Raw genomic sequence first — 18,418 nt, forward strand, 5'->3', positions numbered from 1 at the left:
CACAGACCTTGAGCTTTTCGATCAAGTCCTTGCTGACTTTGTTAATGGCTTCGAAATCATCGACGCCAATGTGTTGAATCCATTTCATTACCTGACCGGCACGGAAACGCTTCTCCCCGATCGAGTCGAAGAATTTCTCCATTTCCAGTTGAGTCAGACCCAACAGGTTGGTCTTGCCAGTCGATGCAATCATGTCTTCACCCTCACTCTTGGGCCTTAGGCCTTACGAGCGGTTACTTCAGTAGCTGCGAAAAAGTAAGCGATTTCACGTGCAGCAGCGGCTTCGGAGTCCGAACCGTGTACAGCGTTGGCGTCGATGGAATCAGCGAAGTCAGCACGGATGGTGCCAGCAGCAGCTTCTTTAGGGTTGGTAGCGCCCATCAGTTCGCGGTTCAGAGCGATGGCGTTTTCGCCTTCCAGAACCTGAACGACAACCGGACCGGAAATCATGAACGCAACCAGGTCGCCGAAGAAACCGCGAGCGCTGTGCTCAGCGTAAAAACCTTCAGCTTCAGCTTTGGACAGCTGCTTCATTTTCGACGCAACAACTTGCAGACCGGCTTTTTCGAAACGAGTAACGATTTCGCCGATTACATTTTTTGCAACAGCATCAGGCTTGATGATGGAAAAAGTACGTTGAACAGCCATGGTGTAACTCCAGAAACGGTGATTAAAGCGAAAAATTAAACCCGCGTATTGTACGCGGGTTTAGGGGTATTGCCTAACGCGCACTACTGACTCAGTCTGCCTCTTCGATCCAGGCGGCCTGAATCGCCTCAAGAACCTTCTCGCCACCGCGCGCCGGGTCGTCGCTGAATTCAGGCAGGGCGATCACCCAACGCTGAAGATCGACGAAGTTCACCCGACGCGGATCTACTTCCGGCTTGCTTTCAGCCAGTTGAATGGCGATTTCCAACACATCAACCCATTTCAGACTCATAACAATTCCTTGAATCAGTGCGCCGCTTCGGCCGCATGGTTGAGCGAGTATTTCGGAATTTCCACCGTCAGGTCTTCGGTCCCGACCTTCGCCTGGCAGGTCAGGCGCGAATGCGGCTCCAGACCCCAGGCCCGATCAAGATAGTCCTCTTCCAGCTCATCGGCCTCGTTCAGCGAATCAAAACCTTCGCGAATGATGCAGTGACACGTGGTGCAGGCGCAAACGCCACCGCAGGCGCTTTCAATCTCGATATGGTTGTCATGGGCAACGTCGAGAATCGATCGACCGGTCTCAGCCTCAACAACCATACCGTCCGGGCAATGCTCGGCGTGTGGCAGAAAAATGATCTGCGGCATCAGTTAATCCTCAATTTCATTCAAGTTGCGCCCCGCCAGCGCGGATTTCACCGTCGAATCCAGGCGTCGGGCAGCAAAAGCATCGGTCACTTGCGACAGACGCTTGGTCTGTAGCTCGATGGCCTGGCCATCGGTGCCTCGCATCAATTCGCTCAGGTCGTGCATTTGCGCCTGGATGACCATGCGTTCTTCGGCGTCCAGCAAGCGATCGCCGTCAGCATCCAATGCACCCTGAACCGCTTCGAGCAAACGCTGCGCATCCACCTGCTGCTCACGCAATACCCGAGCGACCTTGTCGTCGCTGGCGTAGTGGAAGGAATCCTTGAGCATGCGGGTGATTTCGCCATCCGTCAGGCCATACGACGGCTTGACTTGAATGCTCGACTCGACGCCCGACCCTAGCTCACGTGCGGCCACGCTCAGCAAGCCGTCAGCATCCACCTGAAAGGTGACACGGATCTTCGCAGCCCCGGCAACCATGGCCGGAATACCGCGCAATTCGAAACGTGCCAGAGAGCGGCAATCGCTGATCAGCTCACGCTCGCCCTGTAACACATGAATCATCATGGCCGACTGGCCGTCTTTGTAGGTGGTGAAATCCTGAGCACGAGCGACGGGAATGGTGGTGTTACGCGGAATCACCTTCTCCATCAACCCGCCCATGGTTTCCAGGCCCAACGACAACGGAATCACATCCAGTAGTAACAATTCTTCGCCGTCGCGCTTGTTGCCAGCCAGCGTATCCGCCTGGATCGCGGCACCGATGGCCACCACTTGATCCGGGTCGATTTCCGTCAGCGGCTGACGACCGAACAACTCGGCGACTGCTTCGCGCACACGGGGTACACGGGTCGAACCGCCCACCATGACCACCGCTTCTACGTCGTCGATTTCGATACCGGCATCGCGAACTGCACGCCGACAGGCTTTCAGACTGCGGGCGAGCATTGGCTCAAGCATCCCGTTGAACGCCTGACGGGTCAGTACTGAATGCCAATCACCATGGGCAACATCAACCGAATCGACATTAGTCAACGCTTCTTTGGCGGCGCAGGCAGTTTGTAACAGGCTACGTTGTGCGGACGGATCGAGGTCGGCGGACAGACCGGCCTCGCTGACGATCCAGCTGGCAATCGCGTGGTCGAAGTCGTCGCCACCCAGCGCCGTGTCGCCGCCAGTTGCCAAGACCTCAAACACACCGCCAGTCAGGCGCAGAATCGAGATATCGAAGGTGCCGCCGCCCAGGTCGTAAATAGCAACCACGCCTTCAGCGTGTTGATCAAGACCATAGGCAACCGCCGCAGCGGTGGGTTCGTTCAGCAAGCGCAAGACATTCAGCCCGGCCAGCCGCGCGGCATCCTTGGTGGCTTGACGCTGAGCATCATCGAAATAAGCCGGAACGGTGATCACCGCGCCAACCAGCTCCCCGCCCAACGCGGCCTCGGCGCGCTGACGCAGCACCTTGAGGATTTCGGCTGACACTTCCACCGGGCTTTTTGGGCCCTGGACAGTGTCGATGAATGGCATGTGCGACTCACCACCCACAAAATGGTAAGGCAGTTGCTCGCCCAGCTGTTTAACGTCGGACAAGCCGCGGCCCATCAGTCGCTTGACTGATAGCACGGTGTTGAGCGGGTCGAGGGCGGCGGCGTCTTTGGCGCGCTGCCCCACTTCAACCCGATCGGCGTGGTAACGCACGGCGGACGGCAGGATAACCTGGCCTTTATCATCGGCCAGCGGCTCGGAAAGACCACTGCGCAATGCAGCGACCAGCGAATTTGTAGTGCCCAAGTCGATCCCAACCGCCAGACGACGCTGATGTGGTTGAGGACTTTGGCCGGGTTCGGCGATCTGCAGTAGGGCCATGCTTATCAGGATTTCACAGGCGCGCAGCCAAAAGCTGCACGGGGTTAATCGTCGAGGCGCTCTTCTAGCTGGCGCACTTCGTAGGAGAGCTTGTCAAGGAACTGCATACGTCGCATCAGGCGTTCGGCCTGTTCGCGTTGTGCAGCGTCATCCCAACAGGCAGCGAAGCTTTCGTTCAGTTCATCCTGGGCCACCTTGAGCCGACGCTTGAAAACCGCAACACCGGCCAAGTCAGCGTCATCCTGCAAATCCTCGAGCTCTTCGCGCCACTGCATCTGCTGCAAAAGAAACTCCGGGTCTTGCACGGTCACTTCCAACGGCATCTCGTGGCCGCCCAACGTCAGCAAATAACGCGCCCGTTTGGGAGCATTTTTTAACGTCTGATAGGCTTCGTTGAGACTGGCTGATTGCTCTAGCGCCAGCCGCTGCTCACGCTCGGAAGCATCAGCAAAACGGTCCGGATGTACAGTGCGCGCCAGTTCACGGTAGCGCACGGCCAACTGATCGAGGTCCAAACGGAAACTTGGTTTGAGCTCGAATAAAGCGAAATGACAAGGAGTACCCACGATCAGCCTCAGATGTTGAAGCTTTCGCCGCAGCCACATTCACCGCGCGAGTTGGGGTTGTTGAACTTGAAGCCTTCGTTCAACCCTTCCTTGACGAAATCGAGCTCGGTGCCATCAAGGTACACCAGGCTTTTTGGATCGATGATCACTTTGACGCCGTGCAATTCAAACACGGTGTCTTCACTGTCTGCCGCGTCGACGAATTCCAACACATAGGCCAGACCCGAGCAGCCAGTGGTGCGAACACCCAGACGAACCCCGTCACCTTTGCCGCGTCCATCAAGGGAGCGGCGTACGTGTTTGGCGGCAGCTTCTGTCATGCTGATAGACATCGAAACTCCTTGCTTGATTCAAGCGTCGTTAAAGGCTCTTTCCCACACAGGGATCAGAGCAAGCCTTTCTTCTGCCTGTAATCGCGAACGGCCGCTTTGATAGCGTCTTCTGCGAGTACCGAGCAGTGAATTTTCACCGGCGGCAAAGCCAGCTCTTCAGCCAGGTGAGTGTTGGTGATGGTCTCTGCTTCATCCAGAGTCTTGCCCTTCATCCACTCAGTTGCCAGGGAGCTGGAAGCGATAGCCGAACCGCAACCGTAGGTCTTGAACTTGGCGTCTTCGATGATGCCCTGATCGTTAACCTTGATTTGCAGACGCATAACGTCACCGCAAGCCGGTGCGCCGACCATGCCAGTACCAACATCTGGATCTTCCGCGTCCATCTTGCCGACGTTGCGCGGGTTCTCGTAGTGGTCTATGACCTTTTCACTGTATGCCATGGTACTTAATCCTCACTCATCAGAAAGTCGCTCTTGGTGGCGACTTGTCAGTGCGCAGCCCACTCGATCTTCGAGATGTCGACGCCGTCTTTGAACATGTCCCACAGCGGCGACAAAGCGCGCAGCTTGGTAACGGCCTCGCACACTTTCTGCGCGGCGTAGTCGATTTCTTCTTCGGTGGTGAAGCGGCCGAAGGTAAAGCGAATCGAGCTATGTGCCAATTCGTCATTGCGGCCCAGGGCGCGCAGTACGTAGGAAGGCTCAAGTGAAGCCGAGGTGCATGCGGAACCGGACGAAACGGCCAGGTCCTTGAGCGCCATGATCAGCGACTCGCCTTCGACGTAGTTGAAGCTCAGGTTCAGGTTGTGCGGCACACGGGCGATCTGGCTACCGTTGACGTACAGCTCTTCCAAATGCTCGACCTGCTTGAAGAAACGATCGCTCAAGGCTTTGATGCGAACGCTTTCAACCGCCATGTCTTCTTTGGCTACACGGAACGCTTCGCCCATACCCACTATCTGGTGGGTCGCCAAGGTGCCGGAACGCATGCCGCGCTCATGACCGCCACCGTGCATGGTGGCTTCAAGGCGAACGCGCGGCTTGCGGCTCACGTAGAGCGCGCCGATGCCTTTAGGGCCATAGGTTTTGTGGGCAGAGAAGGACATCAGGTCAACCTTCAGGTTGGCCAGGTCAATCTCGACTTTGCCAGTCGATTGCGCAGCATCCACATGCAACAACACGCCGCGCGAACGGGTCAGCTCACCGATGGCTGCAATGTCGTTGATGGTGCCGATTTCGTTGTTCACGTGCATGACCGAAACCAGAATGGTGTCGTCACGCAGCGCTGCTTCGATCATCGCCGGAGTGATCAAACCGTCTGTGCCAGGCTCGATGTAAGTGACCTCGAAACCTTCACGCTCCAACTGGCGCATGGTGTCCAGGACCGCTTTGTGCTCGATCTTGCTGGTGATCAGGTGCTTGCCTTTGCTGGCATAAAAGTGTGCAACACCTTTGATTGCCAGGTTGTCGGACTCGGTGGCACCGGAGGTCCAGACGATTTCACGTGGATCGGCATTAACCAGATCAGCGACCTGACGGCGTGCATTCTCAACGGACTCTTCTGCTTTCCAGCCGAATACGTGGGAACGCGATGCCGGGTTACCGAAGTTACCGTCAACCAGCAAGCATTCGCTCATTTTCTGCGCAACGCGCGGGTCGACTGGGGTAGTCGCGGAGTAATCGAGGTAAATCGGCAATTTCATTGAATATCTCCAATCAGGCAGGCGCGCCGCTCATGCATCTACGGTCATTCGACGGCGGACGTTTCAATCTTATCCAGCTGCGGTGTTCTGCACGCATTACGACGCAGATCCTGGCGTTGAGCGACTTCTTGCACCTCACGGCGAGTAACAAGGTCAGCCAGACTTATACCGCTAAGGAATTCGTGAATTTGCTGGCTGAGGTCACACCATAAATGGTGGGTCAGGCAGGTATCGCCAGCATGGCAGTCACCCAGGCCCTGACAACGTGTCGCATCGACCGATTCGTTAACCGCATCGATCACCTGCGCGACCTGAATGCCTTGCATGTCGCGGGACAGCTGGTAACCACCACCTGGGCCACGCACACTCGACACCAGATTACTGCGACGCAGTTTGGCGAAAAGCTGTTCAAGATAGGACAGGGATATACCTTGCCGCTCTGAGATATCGGCCAGGGACACTGGCCCGCGCTGCGCATGTAAAGCCAGGTCAAGCATGGCTGTTACAGCGTATCGGCCTTTAGTAGTCAGTCGCATGGCATGTACCACAGAGGTTCGGAATAGGGGCGATTATGCTATTCCCGAGTATTTAAGTCAACTATAAGACCTAGTAAATCAGTCGGGATTAGCGGCAAAACCGCGGCAGCATCATAACAAAGGCCGGGGCCCATTGGCACGCGCCATAGGTCCTGTGCCGCTTACGATTATGGCGTTAACCGGCCTTGGTTTCGCTGCAGTCCTTTACGCACTCAAAAACGTCTTCGCGCAACGCTGGCAGTGCCTGGCCACGGTAGTCGCTACCCAGCTTGTTGAGTGCCTCACCCATGCTTTCGAGACGCGCATCGACCGCCTGAATGTGATCGAGCAACTGGCCGATGGCTTTGGCGACCGGGTCCGGCATGTCTTCACTGATGCCATAGGCGTCAAAGCCAAGCTTTTCTGCGATGGCTTTGCGCTTGGCTTCCACTTCATCGTCGGACTTGATGATGATTCGTCCTGGAATGCCCACAACCGTAGCGCCCGCGGGCACCGCCTTGGTGACAACCGCATTGGAGCCCACCTTGGCCCCGGCGCCTACGGTGAATGGGCCAAGCACCTTGGCGCCCGCTCCGACCACAACCCCGGCTTCCAGGGTTGGATGGCGCTTGCCCTTGTTCCAACTCGTACCGCCGAGCGTCACGCCCTGATACAGGGTAACGTCGTCGCCGATTTCAGCGGTTTCGCCGATGACAATGCCCATACCGTGATCGATAAAAAAACGTCGGCCAATGGTCGCACCCGGATGAATTTCGATTCCGGTCATCCAGCGCCCGAAGTTCGAGACCACCCGCGCCAACCACTTCCAGCCAAGATCCCATAAATAGCGCGAGAGGCGATGCAGCCAAATTGCGTGCATGCCCGGATAGCAGGTCAGCACTTCAAACGCGTTGCGGGCCGCCGGGTCACGGTGGAATACGCTTTGAATGTCTTCTCGCAGGCGCTCGAACATCACTGATCCTTTCGCTTATGGGGCTCGCCACGGGCAACCTTTTGAGTCTCAGTCAGGATGCCGCGCAAAATATTCATTTCCGAACGGTATACCGGACTGCGCCCGAACAGGCGCCGCATACGAGCCATGAGGTGACGCGGATTTTCAGGATCAAGAAAACCGATAGCGACCAGCGTCGCCTCAAGATGGCCGTAGAACAGTTCCATCTCATCCATGGTGACCGGCTCCGAGCTGCGCGTGGAGGTCACTTCGACTTTCTCGACCTTGGTCGGCTGGCCTTGGGCCGCCAGCCAGGACATCCGCACTTCGTAGCACAACACCTGCACCGCCGCCCCGAGGTTCAGCGAGCTGAAGTCAGGGTCGGACGGAATGTGCACATGGTAGTGACAGCGCTGCAGCTCTTCGTTGGTCAGGCCTGCGTACTCACGACCAAACACCAGCGCGATCTCTGCGCCCTGAGCGGCCTGCTCTGCCGCCATGACCCCGCATTCGCGGGGATCAAGCAGCGGCCATGGGATGCGCCGATCACGGGCGCTGGTGCCCAGCACCAGATTGCAGCCAACCAACGCGTCTTCCAGCGTCGCCACTACCTGGGCATTCGCCAGGATATCGCTGGCACCTGACGCACGCGCCTCGGCCTCATGGGACGGAAAATCCAGCGGGTCAACCAGTACCAGACGCGAAATGCCCATGTTTTTCATGGCACGCGCAGCCCCACCGATGTTACCGGGGTGACTGGTCCCGACCAGGACAACACGAATATTTTGCAGCACTGCAAGTTCTCACAGACGGGAGAAAGGGGAGCAAATCTTACAGAACCGACTCGATTAACGCTATGGACGCTATGCGCGCTGGAAATAATCGGTCGCTGCCCCTACAATGTTCGGCTTTCTTTAACGACCTAGGTGAAACGTCCATGCAGCCCATGCTGAATATCGCGCTGCGCGCCGCCCGCAGCGCCAGTGAATTGATTTTCCGCTCCATCGAGCGCTTGGATACCATCAAGGTCGACGAAAAAGACGCGAAAGATTACGTCACTGAAATCGACCGCGCTGCCGAACAGAGCATTATTACCGCCCTGCGCAAAGCCTATCCGACCCATGGCATTCTGGGCGAAGAAAGCGGCCTGCATGAAGGCAGCGGCGAGGGTACCGATTACCTGTGGATCATCGATCCACTCGACGGCACCACCAACTTCGTTCGCGGCGTGCCGCACTTCGCTGTGAGCATCGCCTGCAAATACCGTGGTCGCCTTGAGCACGCAGTGGTTCTGGACCCGGTTCGCCAGGAAGAATTTACCGCCAGCCGTGGCCGTGGTGCTGCCCTCAATGGTCGTCGCCTGCGCGTCAGCCAGCGCAAAAGCCTTGAAGGCGCCCTGCTCGGCACCGGCTTCCCGTTCCGCGACGGGCAAATGGACAATCTGGAAAACTACCTGGGCATGTTCCGTAGCCTGGTTGGCCAGACTGCCGGCATCCGTCGCGCAGGCGCTGCCAGCCTCGACCTCGCTTATGTAGCAGCCGGTCGTTTCGACGCGTTCTGGGAATCTGGCCTGTCTGAATGGGATATGGCTGCGGGCGCTTTGCTGATTCAAGAAGCCGGCGGCCTGGTGAGCGACTTCACTGGCGGTCACGACTTCCTTGAAAAAGGCCACATCGTTGCCGGTAACACCAAGTGCTTTAAAGCTGTGCTGACGTCCATCGCACCGCACTTGCCTGCCTCGCTGAAACGCTAAGTTTTATTGCTGCACTAAAAAAACCGGCCGAGGCCGGTTTTTTTATGTCCCAAATACCGCACCCCTACAGAAATATAATCACCCGTTTACTGGTTAGTTTGTTGCTGCGGAGCATCTTGACCCAAGACTAACTGGCCTTGTTTGTTGACTGGAATCTGATTGCCGGGATCACGGTCCATACGGACTTGTCCGACTTTACCGTCCAACTGATACTTCACGTCATAACCCACGACCTTGTCGCTGATGTCATTGACGGTGTTACACCGGGTTTGGTTAGTGGTGTAAGTATCGCGATCCTGCATACCGGCCTGGACTCGGTTGCCGGCGTATCCGCCACCCGCCGCACCGGCGACAGTAGCGAGGGTCTTGCCTTTACCGCCGCCTACCTGGTTACCCAGCAGACCGCCTGCTACCGCACCCAATACGCTACCCAGTATCTGATGCTGGTCTTTGACCGGCGCCTGGCGAGTCACCGCTACTTCCTTGCAGACCTCGCGGGGAGTTTTTACCTGTTCTTTGATGGGCTGCACACCCAACACGTCCGCATACTCAGGACCGCTTTTAACCAAGCTATAGGTGGCAAATGCACCTCCGGCAGTTACTGCGACAGCACCCAATACCGTACCGATAAGCATCGACTTATTCACTTGAACCTCCTGGCATTAATGCGGGCATTCTTTGCGCGAAAGTTGCGCGCTAATCCCAGCCTTGGAGTACAAAAAAGGGCGTGAGTTCAACACTCACGCCCTTACGGTCAAATCAGTTGCCTTTACGGGCGATCGTCAACCTTGTCAGCCACTACCGGTGGAATTAGATCATCGGTAGTTAAGTTCAGCCAGATCAGCACAACGTTAGCGATGTAGATCGACGAGTAAGTACCCGCCAGTACACCGATAAACAGCGCGACAGAGAAGCCATGCAGGCTGTCACCACCGAACACCCACAACGCGACGATGGCCAGCAACGTCGAAATCGACGTCGCCATGGTCCGCAGCAGCGTTTGCGTGGTTGAGATGTTGATGTTCTCGATCAGCGTCGCTTTACGCAGGATCCGGAAGTTTTCCCGAACCCGGTCGAATACCACAATGGTGTCGTTCAGCGAGTAACCGATGATGGCCAATACAGCGGCAAGCACAGTCAGGTCAAACGTCACCTGGAAGAATGACAGGATGCCCACGGTAACCACCACGTCGTGAATCAACGAGACGATAGCGCCGACAGCAAACTTCCACTGGAAGCGGAAGGCCAGATAGATCAGAACGCCACCCAGCGCCATCAGCATGCCGAGGCCGCCCTGGTCGCGAAGCTCTGAACCTACCTGTGGACCAACAAACTCTACGCGCTTGACCGTGACGGGGTTATCAGCCCCGGTCTGGCGCAAAACTGCCGCAACCTGAGCACCTAACTGCGGGTCTTCGCCAGGCATACGCACCAGCAGATCGGTCGTTGCACCGAAGCTTTGGACGATGGCCTCGTGGTAACCCGCATCGACCAACTCCTTACGCACTTTCGGCAGATCTGCGGCGCGCTCGTACGTCAGCTCGATGAGCGTACCGCCGGTAAAGTCCAAACCGTAGTTCAGACCTTTATGGAAGCAACTGAACAACGCCAGCGCCGTAAGAAGCATGGTGATAGCGAACGCAATATTGCGAACGCCCATAAAGTTAATGGTACGTAACATGGCAGCCCCTTAAATCCACAACTTCTTGAAGTCACGTCCGCCATAGATCAGGTTGACCATTGCGCGGGTCACCATGATGGCCGTGAACATCGAGGTAAAGATCCCGAGCGACATGGTCACCGCAAAGCCTTTGACCGGGCCGGTGCCCATCGCAAAGAGAATGCCGCCAACCAGCAACGTTGTCAGGTTGGCATCGAGGATCGCAGTGAATGCGCGACCGAAGCCTTCGTTGATAGCGCGTTGTATGGTCATGCCGCCTGCGATCTCTTCACGTATTCGCGAGAAGATCAGTACGTTGGCGTCGACCGCCATACCCATGGTCAGCACGATACCGGCAATACCCGGCAGGGTCAGCGTGGCACCCAGCAAAGACATCAATGCCAGCAACATCACCATGTTCACGGCCAGTGCAACGGTCGCAATCAAACCGAAGAAACGGTAGATCGCCATGATGAACAGCGACACAAACAGCATGCCCCACAGCGACGCGTGAATACCTTTAGTGATGTTGTCTGCACCCAGGCTCGGACCAATGGTCCGTTCTTCGGCGAAGTACATCGGTGCAGCCAGACCACCGGCACGCAACAGCAACGCCAGCTCGGAAGCTTCACCCTGACCGTTCAGGCCAGTAATACGGAATTGACTGCCCAGGGGCGACTGAATCGTCGCCAGGCTGATGATCTTCTTGTCTTCCTTGAACGTCTGGGTTGCCACGTCTTTCTCGACGCCATCGACCATCTGCTTGACGTAAGTCGTCGTAGGCTTCTGCTCGATGAAGATCACCGCCATGCTGCGACCAACGTTGCTGCGGGTCGAACGGCTCATCAGATCACCGCCGTGACCATCAAGCTTGATGTTCACTTGCGGACGACCGTGCTCGTCGAAACCAGCCTTGGCGTCAGTCACCTGGTCACCGGTGATGATCAGACCGCGCTCAACCGGCGCCGCAGGGCGACCGCCTTCACGGAACTCGAACATCTCGGTGGTGGCTTTCGAATCGTCGGGACCTGCGCCCAGACGGAATTCAAGGTTGGCCGTCTTGCCCAGGATACGTTTGGCTTCAGCCGTGTCCTGCACGCCCGGCAGCTCAACCACGATGCGGTTGGCGCCCTGACGCTGAACCAACGGCTCGGCAACACCCAGTTCGTTGACTCGGTTACGCACCGTGGTCAAGTTCTGCTTGATGGAATATTCGCGAATCTCGGCAATTTTTGCCGGAGTCATGGCCAGACGCAGAATGAACTGGTCGCCACGCTCGCTGGTGGTCACGGTGAAATCGTTGTTGTTCTTGCGAATCAGCGCGCTGGCTTGCGTGCGAGTGTCCGCATCAGCAAAACCCAGCATGATTCCATTGTCTACCTGCGGCAGGCTGCGATAACGCAGACGCTCTTTGCGCAACAGGGTTTTGACTTCGCCGTCATACACTTTCAAACGCGCGTCGAGGGCTTTGTCCATGTCGACTTCCAGCAGGAAGTGCACACCACCGGACAAGTCGAGGCCCATTTTCATCGGGCTTGCACCCAGGCCACGCAACCATGTCGGAGTGGTCCGCGCCAGGTTCAGTGCAACGACATAGTCATCGCCCAACGCTTTGCGCACGACATCTTTAGCTGGCAACTGATCTTCTTGCTTGCTCAGACGTAACAAACCGCCCTTGCCATTCTCAGCCAGAGAGGCGCCTTTGACCGCAATTCCCGCGTCGGTAAGCGCTTTGCTCACTCGGTCCAGGTCAGCCTGGTTAACCTGCAACGCAGTGCTCGCGCCGCTGATCTGAATGGCCGGATCATCAGGGTAGAGATTGGGTGCGGAATAAATAAAACCGATCACCAGCACTGCCAGGATCAGTACGTATTTCCACAGAGGGTATTTGTTCAGCATCACGCCGCCCGCTTATAACGCGGGGCGCCTTGCGCGCCCCGTCGATTGGTAAAAGACTGAATCTTAAATCGCTTTCAAGGTGCCTTTAGGCAACGTGGCGGCGATAGCGCCCTTCTGGATTTTCAGCTCAACGGTGTCGGAAACTTCGATGACCACGAAGTCATCAGTCACTTTGTTGATCTTGCCGGCGATACCACCGGAGGTGACCACTTCGTCGCCTTTCTGCAAGTTGCCCAGCAGGTTTTTCTGCTCTTTGGCGCGCTTGGACTGTGGACGCCAGATCATCAGGTAGAAGATGACCAAAAAGCCGACCAGAAAAATCCATTCAAAGCCCGAACCGGCAGGACCAGCGGCAGGACCAGCAGCATCCGCGAAAGCGGCAGGGATAAAAAAGCTCATTTAGCACTCCAGTTGCAAAATTTTGATAAAACGGCAAAAACCCAGTAACTCAATCAGTCCAAAGGCGGCGTTGGCAGCCCGCGTTTGGCATAGAAGGCATCCACAAAGGCGGCCAATGTACCCTGTTGAATAGCCTCGCGCAAACCAGCCATAAGTACTTGGTAATGCCGCAAGTTATGAATGGTATTAAGCATACTTCCCAGCATTTCCCCGCACTTATCCAAGTGGTGCAAATAAGCCCGCGAGAAGTTCTGACAGGTGTAGCAATCGCAGGTCGGATCCAGCGCCGAATCGTCGTGACGGTGGAACGCATTACGAATTTTCAGCACACCGGTATCGATGAACAAATGGCCGTTGCGCGCGTTGCGGGTAGGCATCACGCAATCGAACATATCGATGCCGCGACGCACACCTTCAACCAAGTCTTCCGGCTTGCCCACGCCCATAAGGTAACGAGGCTTGTCAGCCGGCATCAGGCCTGGCAGGTAATCCAGCACCTTGATCATCTCGTGCTTGGGTTCACCCACCGACAAGCCACCAATGGCCAGGCCGTCAAAGCCTATTTCATCCAGGCCTTCCAGCGAACGCATGCGCAGGTCCTGGTGCATGCCGCCCTGGACAATGCCGAACAGCGCAGCGGTGTTCTCGCCATGGGCGATTTTCGAGCGCTTGGCCCAACGCAGCGACAGTTCCATGGAGATTCGCGCAACGTCTTCATCAGCCGGGTACGGCGTGCATTCATCGAAAATCATCACCACGTCCGAGCCCAGATCGCGCTGGACCTGCATGGACTCTTCCGGCCCCATGAACACCTTGGCACCATCAACAGGAGAGGCGAAGGTCACGCCCTCCTCCTTGATCTTGCGCATGGCGCCGAGGCTGAATACCTGGAAGCCGCCGGAGTCGGTCAGGATCGGACCTTTCCACTGCATAAAGTCGTGCAAATCGCCGTGACGTTTGATCACTTCAGTGCCTGGGCGCAGCCACAAGTGGAACGTATTGCCCAGAATCATCTGTGCGCCAGTGGCTTCGATGTCACGCGGCAGCATGCCCTTCACCGTACCGTAAGTACCGACCGGCATGAACGCGGGGGTTTCAACCACGCCACGGGGAAAGGTAATGCGACCGCGACGTGCTTTGCCGTCAGTGGCCAGCAACTCGAACGACATACGACTGGTGCGACTCATGCTTGATCCTCTGAGGCCGAATCCTTTGGAGCGGTCGGCGCGGGGTTACGCGTAATAAACATCGCATCCCCGTAACTAAAGAAGCGGTACCCATGCTTCACCGCCGCCGCGTAGGCAGCCATGGCTTCGGGGTAACCGGCGAATGCCGAAACCAGCATCAACAGCGTGGATTCCGGCAAATGAAAGTTGGTGACCAAGGCATCGACCACGTGAAACGGCCGGCCAGGGTAGATAAAGATATCGGTGTCACCGCTGAACGGCTTCAACACCCCGTCACGGGCAGCGCTTTCCAGCGACCGCACGCTGGTGGTGCCCACGGCAATCACCCGACCGCCACGCTCACGGCACGCGGCCACGGCATCCACCACTGCCTGGCTGACTTCCAGCCATTCATTGTGCATGTGGTGGTCTTCGATCCGCTCCACGCGCACCGGCTGGAACGTCCCCGCACCGACGTGCAAGGTGACGAACGCGGTCGAGACGCCCTTCTGCGCAATGGCATCCATCAACGGCTGATCGAAATGCAGCCCGGCAGTCGGCGCGGCCACGGCGCCAGCACGTTCGGCATACACCGTCTGGTAACGCTCGCGGTCGGCATCGTCATCCGGACGGTCTATATAGGGCGGCAGCGGCATGTGCCCGACCCGATCCAGCAACGGCAACACTTCCTCGGCAAAACGCAGCTCGAACAACGTGTCGTGCCGCGCGACCATTTCAGCCTCGCCGCCACCGTCGATCAAGATTGTCGAGCCCGGCTTGGGCGACTTGCTCGACCGCACATGGGCCAACACCCGATGACTGTCCAGCACGCGCTCGATCAGAATCTCCAGCTTGCCGCCAGACGCTTTCTGCCCGAACAATCGCGCCGGAATCACCCGGGTATTGTTGAACTCCATGAGGTCGCCGGGGCGCAAATGCTCCAGCAAATCAGTAAATTGTCGATGAGCCAGCGCGCCGCTAACCCCGTCCAGGGTCAACAAACGACTGCCATTACGCTCAGCCAAAGGATGGCGAGCGATCAATGAATCCGGGAGCTCGAAGGTAAAGTCAGCGACGCGCATGATGGGGTTCGTTTAGCAGGGCCGTAAAGTCTAGCGGAAATGGCTGAAATTCACCACGAAACAGTTGTTGACCAACGGTAATCTCATCTCTATACTCCGCCGCCATTGAGCCCTGATGGCGGAATCGGTAGACGCGGCGGATTCAAAATCCGTTTTCGAAAGGAGTGGGAGTTCGAGTCTCCCTCGGGGCACCATATAGCAGGAAGTACGAGTCTCTACCGGCTTGTATTAGATAGACAGGAAGCCCGCGAAAGCGGGCTTTTTTGTGGGTGGGATTTGTGATTGGCCCTCTATCGCCATTGGCTGAAGGACTATTTCTTCGGCCGTTTACTGGTCCATCCAGAAGCGGCGGTTAGCGATGCTACCAGGCACTTCCCCGCTCAACAGAGGCTACGCCTGATCGGTGCAGGTCGATGCTACCTGCCGCTCGCTTCCGAAGGGAAAAGTGAAAGCATGTCTTCTTTTCAAACCTTATCGCATCTCTCGATAGCCCAGGTTTGGTAATGCGAGCACCAGAATGCCTCGGCTACCGGAGCTATGATGATTTCAATCGGCTTGCAGCGGGCCGGAGCGACTATCATGCCGGACGGCTTTGGACCTAAAGTTGTCCTTCACAGCAACCGGCTAGCGACCAAACCGGGTCGAGCTGGGTGTACAGCCATTTTGCGATAAAGCTAAAGCCGCAACTGCATGATGATCGTGCGCTCCGCACCGTAAAATTCGTCCCGCACTTTCTGAAAACCAAGCCTTGCGTAGAAACCTTCTGCAGTAATGGATGAAGGGACGTGTAAAACATCAACCCCCGCAGCGACTGCGGCTGAACAAACGATTGCCATAAGCCGCCTACCGAGTCCGGTCCGTTGATGAATGGGTGCGACGAACACGCTCCGTATGACGTTTCCATCCAGGCTGGCGGTGGCGACAACAGCTTGATCCACCACGGCAACATAGACCGCTCGCTGGATCATCAATGACTGAATCTTCAACGGGGAAAAGCTTTGCTCTACCTGCATCAATACGTCCGGCGGATAGTCCAGCGAGTTGGACTCGCGTATGGCAGCGATCACTACTCTGCTGATCGCTTCCGCGTCTTCAGTGACTGCGCGGCGGATATTCAAGACGTCTGCGCCGAAATTCTTACTCGGTGACAATCAGCTGGCCCAAGGGGTTGCCCGCTCGAAGAAAAAACAGCAATCGGCATCAAAGTCTGGCCGCGTGCATTGTCCAGCAGCACTGAGCGCGTCTCTTGCGGCTTGAACAAATAGCGCTCTCCCCACTGTCTCATGCTGACCACAATTGGAAAAACCTCTCGCCCTTTTTCCGTCAGCACATATTCCTTGTAAGCGCTGCCATCTGACGCCGGACCGATGTCAAACACCCCTACCTCAACCAGCGTTTTGAGCCGCGATGCCAGAATATTCTTGGCAACGCCCAGGCTTTTCTGAAATTCGCTGAATCGGCGAATACCGTCAAATGCGTCGCGGATGATCATCAGCGACCAGCGATCACCAATGGCTTCCAGCGTTCTTGCCACCGGACATTCATTGCTGTGTGGCGAATCTGCTTCAGCCATTTTTTTAACCTTATGAAATGAGAATCAGCCATGTCGGTTGACGACCCGGCAGTATCTGGTTGCAATTTGAAACAAGATTGCGCGAGAATCAGTCTAGTTGCTAATCGAAACCAGCTTACCCACATGGAAGGATTTATGACAGCTGAGACCGAATCGCCGACCGGCCGCGGGTCCAGATCCGACGCGAAGCAGACGCCGTCGGATTTGAGTCAAGCGGGCAACGTCCGCCTCCCTGGTGTTTCCTCAACGCTCACCCTGCTGTTTTCTGCCACCTGTGCACTGGCCGTCGCCAATGTGTACTTCGCTCAGCCCTTGCTTGACTCGATGGCCGAGAGTCTGGGCGTGGCGTCCGGAATGATTGGCGTCGTGGTCACGGCCACTCAGGCAGGTTACGCGCTGGGTTTGCTGCTCATTGTCCCGCTCGGCGATCTGGTCAACCGAAGACGGCTGATTCTGAGCCAGATACTGCTGTCTGCTATTGCGCTCGCAGCAGTCGGCGCTTCACAGGTGTGGCTTGCCCTACTGGGCGCCATGATCGTTGTAGGATTGATGGCAGTGGTCGTTCAGGTGATGGTGGCCTACGCAGCTTCGCTTGCAACGCCCTCACAACGCGGACAGGCGGTCGGCACCGTCACCAGTGGCATTGTGCTGGGAATTCTAATGGCACGGTTCATGTCCGGGCTGATCGCCGATCTAGCGGGTTGGCGCGCCGTTTATTTTCTGTCCTCAGGGCTGATGCTTATCCTCGCCGCAGTGTTGTGGAAAATGGTTCCTGACACTGCGCCGCCACAGCCCCGAGACTCATACTTCGGTCTCATCCAGTCGCTTTTCAAGCTTCTGATCACCGAACCCGTCTTGCGGGTCCGAAGCCTGCTGGCCTTGCTCATCTTTGCCGCTTTTTCCACCTTATGGACGGCGATGGTGCTGCCATTGAGCGCCCCGCCTCTGTCCTTGTCGCACACCGCCGTTGGCATGTTCGGTCTGGCAGGGGTCGCGGGTGCTCTGGCTGCCAGAAAAGCCGGTCGCTGGGCCGATCAAGGGCTAGGGCAGCGAGTCACCGGTCTTGCGTTGTGCGTGCTGACGCTTTCATGGGTGCCGATCAGCTTTGGGCAGACCTCACTGGTCGCGCTTGTCTGTGGGGTGATACTGCTCGACTTCGCCGTGCAAGCTGTCCACGTAACCAGCCAGAGCCTGATTTTCGCCGCTCGCCCTGACGCTCAAAGCCGCATGGTCGGCGCGTACATGTGCTTCTACTCAATCGGTAGCGCGCTCGGAGCGGTGGCAGCGACCCAGGCGTATGCGCGCTGGGGATGGTTCGCGGTCAGCTCGTTGGGTGCTTCGATCAGCGCTGCGGCCCTGGTTCTGTGGTTGTTAACGTTTCATGTCCCTGACGCCCATCAAGGAAGATCGCTATGAAAATCCGCCACCTCTTGCTCGCCATCTCGATCAGCGCCTATGGGGCGTGAATTTCCCGGTGATCAAACTGGGGCTCACCACAGTTTACCCCTTCATTCTGGAGGGCATTCGCTTCACACTCTGTGCCCTTCCCGCGATTTTCTTCATTCCCAAACCGGGGTTATATCGCCAACAAAGTTGGCTCCTACAGAATTCGTATGGGGATCTGCATGCGCTGCTTCGTTCGTAAACCTGAGCCACC

At 56.9% G+C, this 18,418-nt stretch carries 22 protein-coding genes, 1 tRNA gene and 1 pseudogene; 4 read left to right on the forward strand and 20 right to left on the reverse strand.

Annotated features, from left to right (window positions below; genetic code table 11):
• The 12 genes and pseudogenes from JWR17_RS02875 to trmJ all read right to left on the reverse strand — a co-directional run.
• Window positions 1-193: pseudogene (locus tag JWR17_RS02875) on the reverse strand (23S rRNA (adenine(2503)-C(2))-methyltransferase RlmN); the annotation flags it as partial.
• A 23-nt stretch (window positions 194-216) separates the two neighbouring features.
• Window positions 217-648, reverse strand: a complete 432-nt coding sequence (gene ndk / locus JWR17_RS02880; protein WP_299828106.1) for a nucleoside-diphosphate kinase — start codon at window positions 646-648, stop codon at window positions 217-219.
• Between the two features lie 91 nt (window positions 649-739).
• Window positions 740-940 (reverse strand): Fe-S cluster assembly protein IscX, encoded by a 201-nt coding sequence (gene iscX, locus JWR17_RS02885; protein WP_299828108.1) that lies wholly within the window; start codon window positions 938-940, stop codon window positions 740-742.
• A gap of 14 nt (window positions 941-954) precedes the next feature.
• Complete coding sequence (gene fdx, locus JWR17_RS02890) at window positions 955-1,296, reverse strand: ISC system 2Fe-2S type ferredoxin (RefSeq protein WP_297831522.1); 342 nt, start codon at window positions 1,294-1,296, stop codon at window positions 955-957.
• Between the two features lie 3 nt (window positions 1,297-1,299).
• Window positions 1,300-3,162 (reverse strand): Fe-S protein assembly chaperone HscA, encoded by a 1,863-nt coding sequence (gene hscA, locus JWR17_RS02895; RefSeq protein ID WP_299828110.1) that lies wholly within the window; start codon window positions 3,160-3,162, stop codon window positions 1,300-1,302.
• A 44-nt stretch (window positions 3,163-3,206) separates the two neighbouring features.
• Window positions 3,207-3,728: a co-chaperone HscB gene (hscB, locus tag JWR17_RS02900; protein ID WP_299828111.1), complete on the reverse strand. Its 522-nt coding sequence runs from the start codon at window positions 3,726-3,728 to the stop codon at window positions 3,207-3,209.
• A gap of 8 nt (window positions 3,729-3,736) precedes the next feature.
• On the reverse strand, window positions 3,737-4,060 hold the full coding sequence (gene iscA / locus JWR17_RS02905) for an iron-sulfur cluster assembly protein IscA (RefSeq protein ID WP_297833147.1): 324 nt from the start codon (window positions 4,058-4,060) through the stop codon (window positions 3,737-3,739).
• Window positions 4,061-4,113: 53 nt separating this feature from the next.
• Window positions 4,114-4,500 carry a Fe-S cluster assembly scaffold IscU gene (gene iscU / locus JWR17_RS02910; RefSeq protein ID WP_299828112.1) on the reverse strand — a complete coding sequence of 129 codons (387 nt, stop codon included), beginning with the start codon at window positions 4,498-4,500 and terminating at the stop codon, window positions 4,114-4,116.
• Between the two features lie 47 nt (window positions 4,501-4,547).
• Entirely contained in the window at window positions 4,548-5,762 is a 1,215-nt protein-coding gene (locus JWR17_RS02915) for an IscS subfamily cysteine desulfurase (RefSeq protein ID WP_299828113.1), read from the reverse strand.
• A gap of 44 nt (window positions 5,763-5,806) precedes the next feature.
• Window positions 5,807-6,298, reverse strand: a complete 492-nt coding sequence (gene iscR, locus JWR17_RS02920; protein WP_297833141.1) for a Fe-S cluster assembly transcriptional regulator IscR — start codon at window positions 6,296-6,298, stop codon at window positions 5,807-5,809.
• Between the two features lie 175 nt (window positions 6,299-6,473).
• A complete protein-coding gene (gene cysE / locus JWR17_RS02925; protein ID WP_299828114.1) occupies window positions 6,474-7,250 on the reverse strand; it encodes a serine O-acetyltransferase in 777 nt (258 codons plus the stop codon).
• Entirely contained in the window at window positions 7,250-8,023 is a 774-nt protein-coding gene (gene trmJ / locus JWR17_RS02930) for a tRNA (cytosine(32)/uridine(32)-2'-O)-methyltransferase TrmJ (RefSeq protein WP_299828116.1), read from the reverse strand. The genes cysE and trmJ overlap by 1 nt, the downstream gene beginning before the upstream one ends.
• A 143-nt stretch (window positions 8,024-8,166) precedes the next feature.
• Between trmJ and suhB the strand changes: the two genes are divergently transcribed.
• Window positions 8,167-8,982 (forward strand): inositol-phosphate phosphatase, encoded by an 816-nt coding sequence (suhB, locus tag JWR17_RS02935; RefSeq protein ID WP_299828117.1) that lies wholly within the window; start codon window positions 8,167-8,169, stop codon window positions 8,980-8,982.
• An 86-nt stretch (window positions 8,983-9,068) separates the two neighbouring features.
• Here the strand turns inward: suhB and JWR17_RS02940 are convergent, their stop codons facing one another.
• The 6 genes from JWR17_RS02940 to queA all read right to left on the reverse strand — a co-directional run bounded on the left by JWR17_RS02940 (window position 9,069) and on the right by queA (window position 15,188).
• Window positions 9,069-9,629 (reverse strand): glycine zipper 2TM domain-containing protein, encoded by a 561-nt coding sequence (locus JWR17_RS02940; protein ID WP_299828118.1) that lies wholly within the window; start codon window positions 9,627-9,629, stop codon window positions 9,069-9,071.
• A gap of 122 nt (window positions 9,630-9,751) precedes the next feature.
• Window positions 9,752-10,663: a protein translocase subunit SecF gene (secF, locus tag JWR17_RS02945; protein WP_299828119.1), complete on the reverse strand. Its 912-nt coding sequence runs from the start codon at window positions 10,661-10,663 to the stop codon at window positions 9,752-9,754.
• 9 nt (window positions 10,664-10,672) lie between these two features.
• A complete protein-coding gene (gene secD, locus JWR17_RS02950; protein ID WP_299828120.1) occupies window positions 10,673-12,541 on the reverse strand; it encodes a protein translocase subunit SecD in 1,869 nt (622 codons plus the stop codon).
• A gap of 63 nt (window positions 12,542-12,604) precedes the next feature.
• Window positions 12,605-12,940 carry a preprotein translocase subunit YajC gene (yajC, locus tag JWR17_RS02955; protein ID WP_299828121.1) on the reverse strand — a complete coding sequence of 112 codons (336 nt, stop codon included), beginning with the start codon at window positions 12,938-12,940 and terminating at the stop codon, window positions 12,605-12,607.
• 53 nt (window positions 12,941-12,993) lie between these two features.
• On the reverse strand, window positions 12,994-14,109 hold the full coding sequence (gene tgt, locus JWR17_RS02960) for a tRNA guanosine(34) transglycosylase Tgt (RefSeq protein WP_299828126.1): 1,116 nt from the start codon (window positions 14,107-14,109) through the stop codon (window positions 12,994-12,996).
• A 14-nt stretch (window positions 14,110-14,123) separates the two neighbouring features.
• Window positions 14,124-15,188, reverse strand: coding sequence for a tRNA preQ1(34) S-adenosylmethionine ribosyltransferase-isomerase QueA (gene queA / locus JWR17_RS02965; RefSeq protein ID WP_299828122.1), 1,065 nt, complete (start codon window positions 15,186-15,188; stop codon window positions 14,124-14,126).
• Window positions 15,189-15,297: 109 nt separating this feature from the next.
• Between queA and JWR17_RS02970 the strand changes: the two genes are divergently transcribed.
• Window positions 15,298-15,382, forward strand: a tRNA-Leu gene (locus JWR17_RS02970).
• 480 nt (window positions 15,383-15,862) lie between these two features.
• Here the strand turns inward: JWR17_RS02970 and JWR17_RS02975 are convergent.
• Both JWR17_RS02975 and JWR17_RS02980 read right to left on the reverse strand, forming a co-directional pair.
• Window positions 15,863-16,306 carry a GNAT family N-acetyltransferase gene (locus tag JWR17_RS02975; protein ID WP_299828123.1) on the reverse strand — a complete coding sequence of 148 codons (444 nt, stop codon included), beginning with the start codon at window positions 16,304-16,306 and terminating at the stop codon, window positions 15,863-15,865.
• The gene (locus tag JWR17_RS02980; RefSeq protein WP_299828124.1) at window positions 16,303-16,761 is read right to left on the reverse strand and encodes a helix-turn-helix domain-containing protein; all 459 of its coding nucleotides are present in this window, start codon (window positions 16,759-16,761) and stop codon (window positions 16,303-16,305) included. The genes JWR17_RS02975 and JWR17_RS02980 overlap by 4 nt, the downstream gene beginning before the upstream one ends.
• A gap of 135 nt (window positions 16,762-16,896) precedes the next feature.
• Here JWR17_RS02980 and JWR17_RS02985 point away from each other — a divergent pair, with 135 nt between their 5' ends.
• The gene (locus tag JWR17_RS02985) at window positions 16,897-18,177 is read left to right on the forward strand and encodes an MFS transporter (RefSeq protein ID WP_299828125.1); all 1,281 of its coding nucleotides are present in this window, start codon (window positions 16,897-16,899) and stop codon (window positions 18,175-18,177) included.
• Window positions 18,143-18,406 carry a hypothetical protein gene (locus JWR17_RS26305; RefSeq protein ID WP_366944130.1) on the forward strand — a complete coding sequence of 88 codons (264 nt, stop codon included), beginning with the start codon at window positions 18,143-18,145 and terminating at the stop codon, window positions 18,404-18,406. Before JWR17_RS02985 ends, JWR17_RS26305 begins: the two co-directional genes overlap by 35 nt.
• Window positions 18,407-18,418: the final 12 nt, after the last annotated feature.

This window comes from Pseudomonas sp., from assembly GCF_028293835.1.
Lineage (GTDB): Bacteria > Pseudomonadota > Gammaproteobacteria > Pseudomonadales > Pseudomonadaceae > Aquipseudomonas.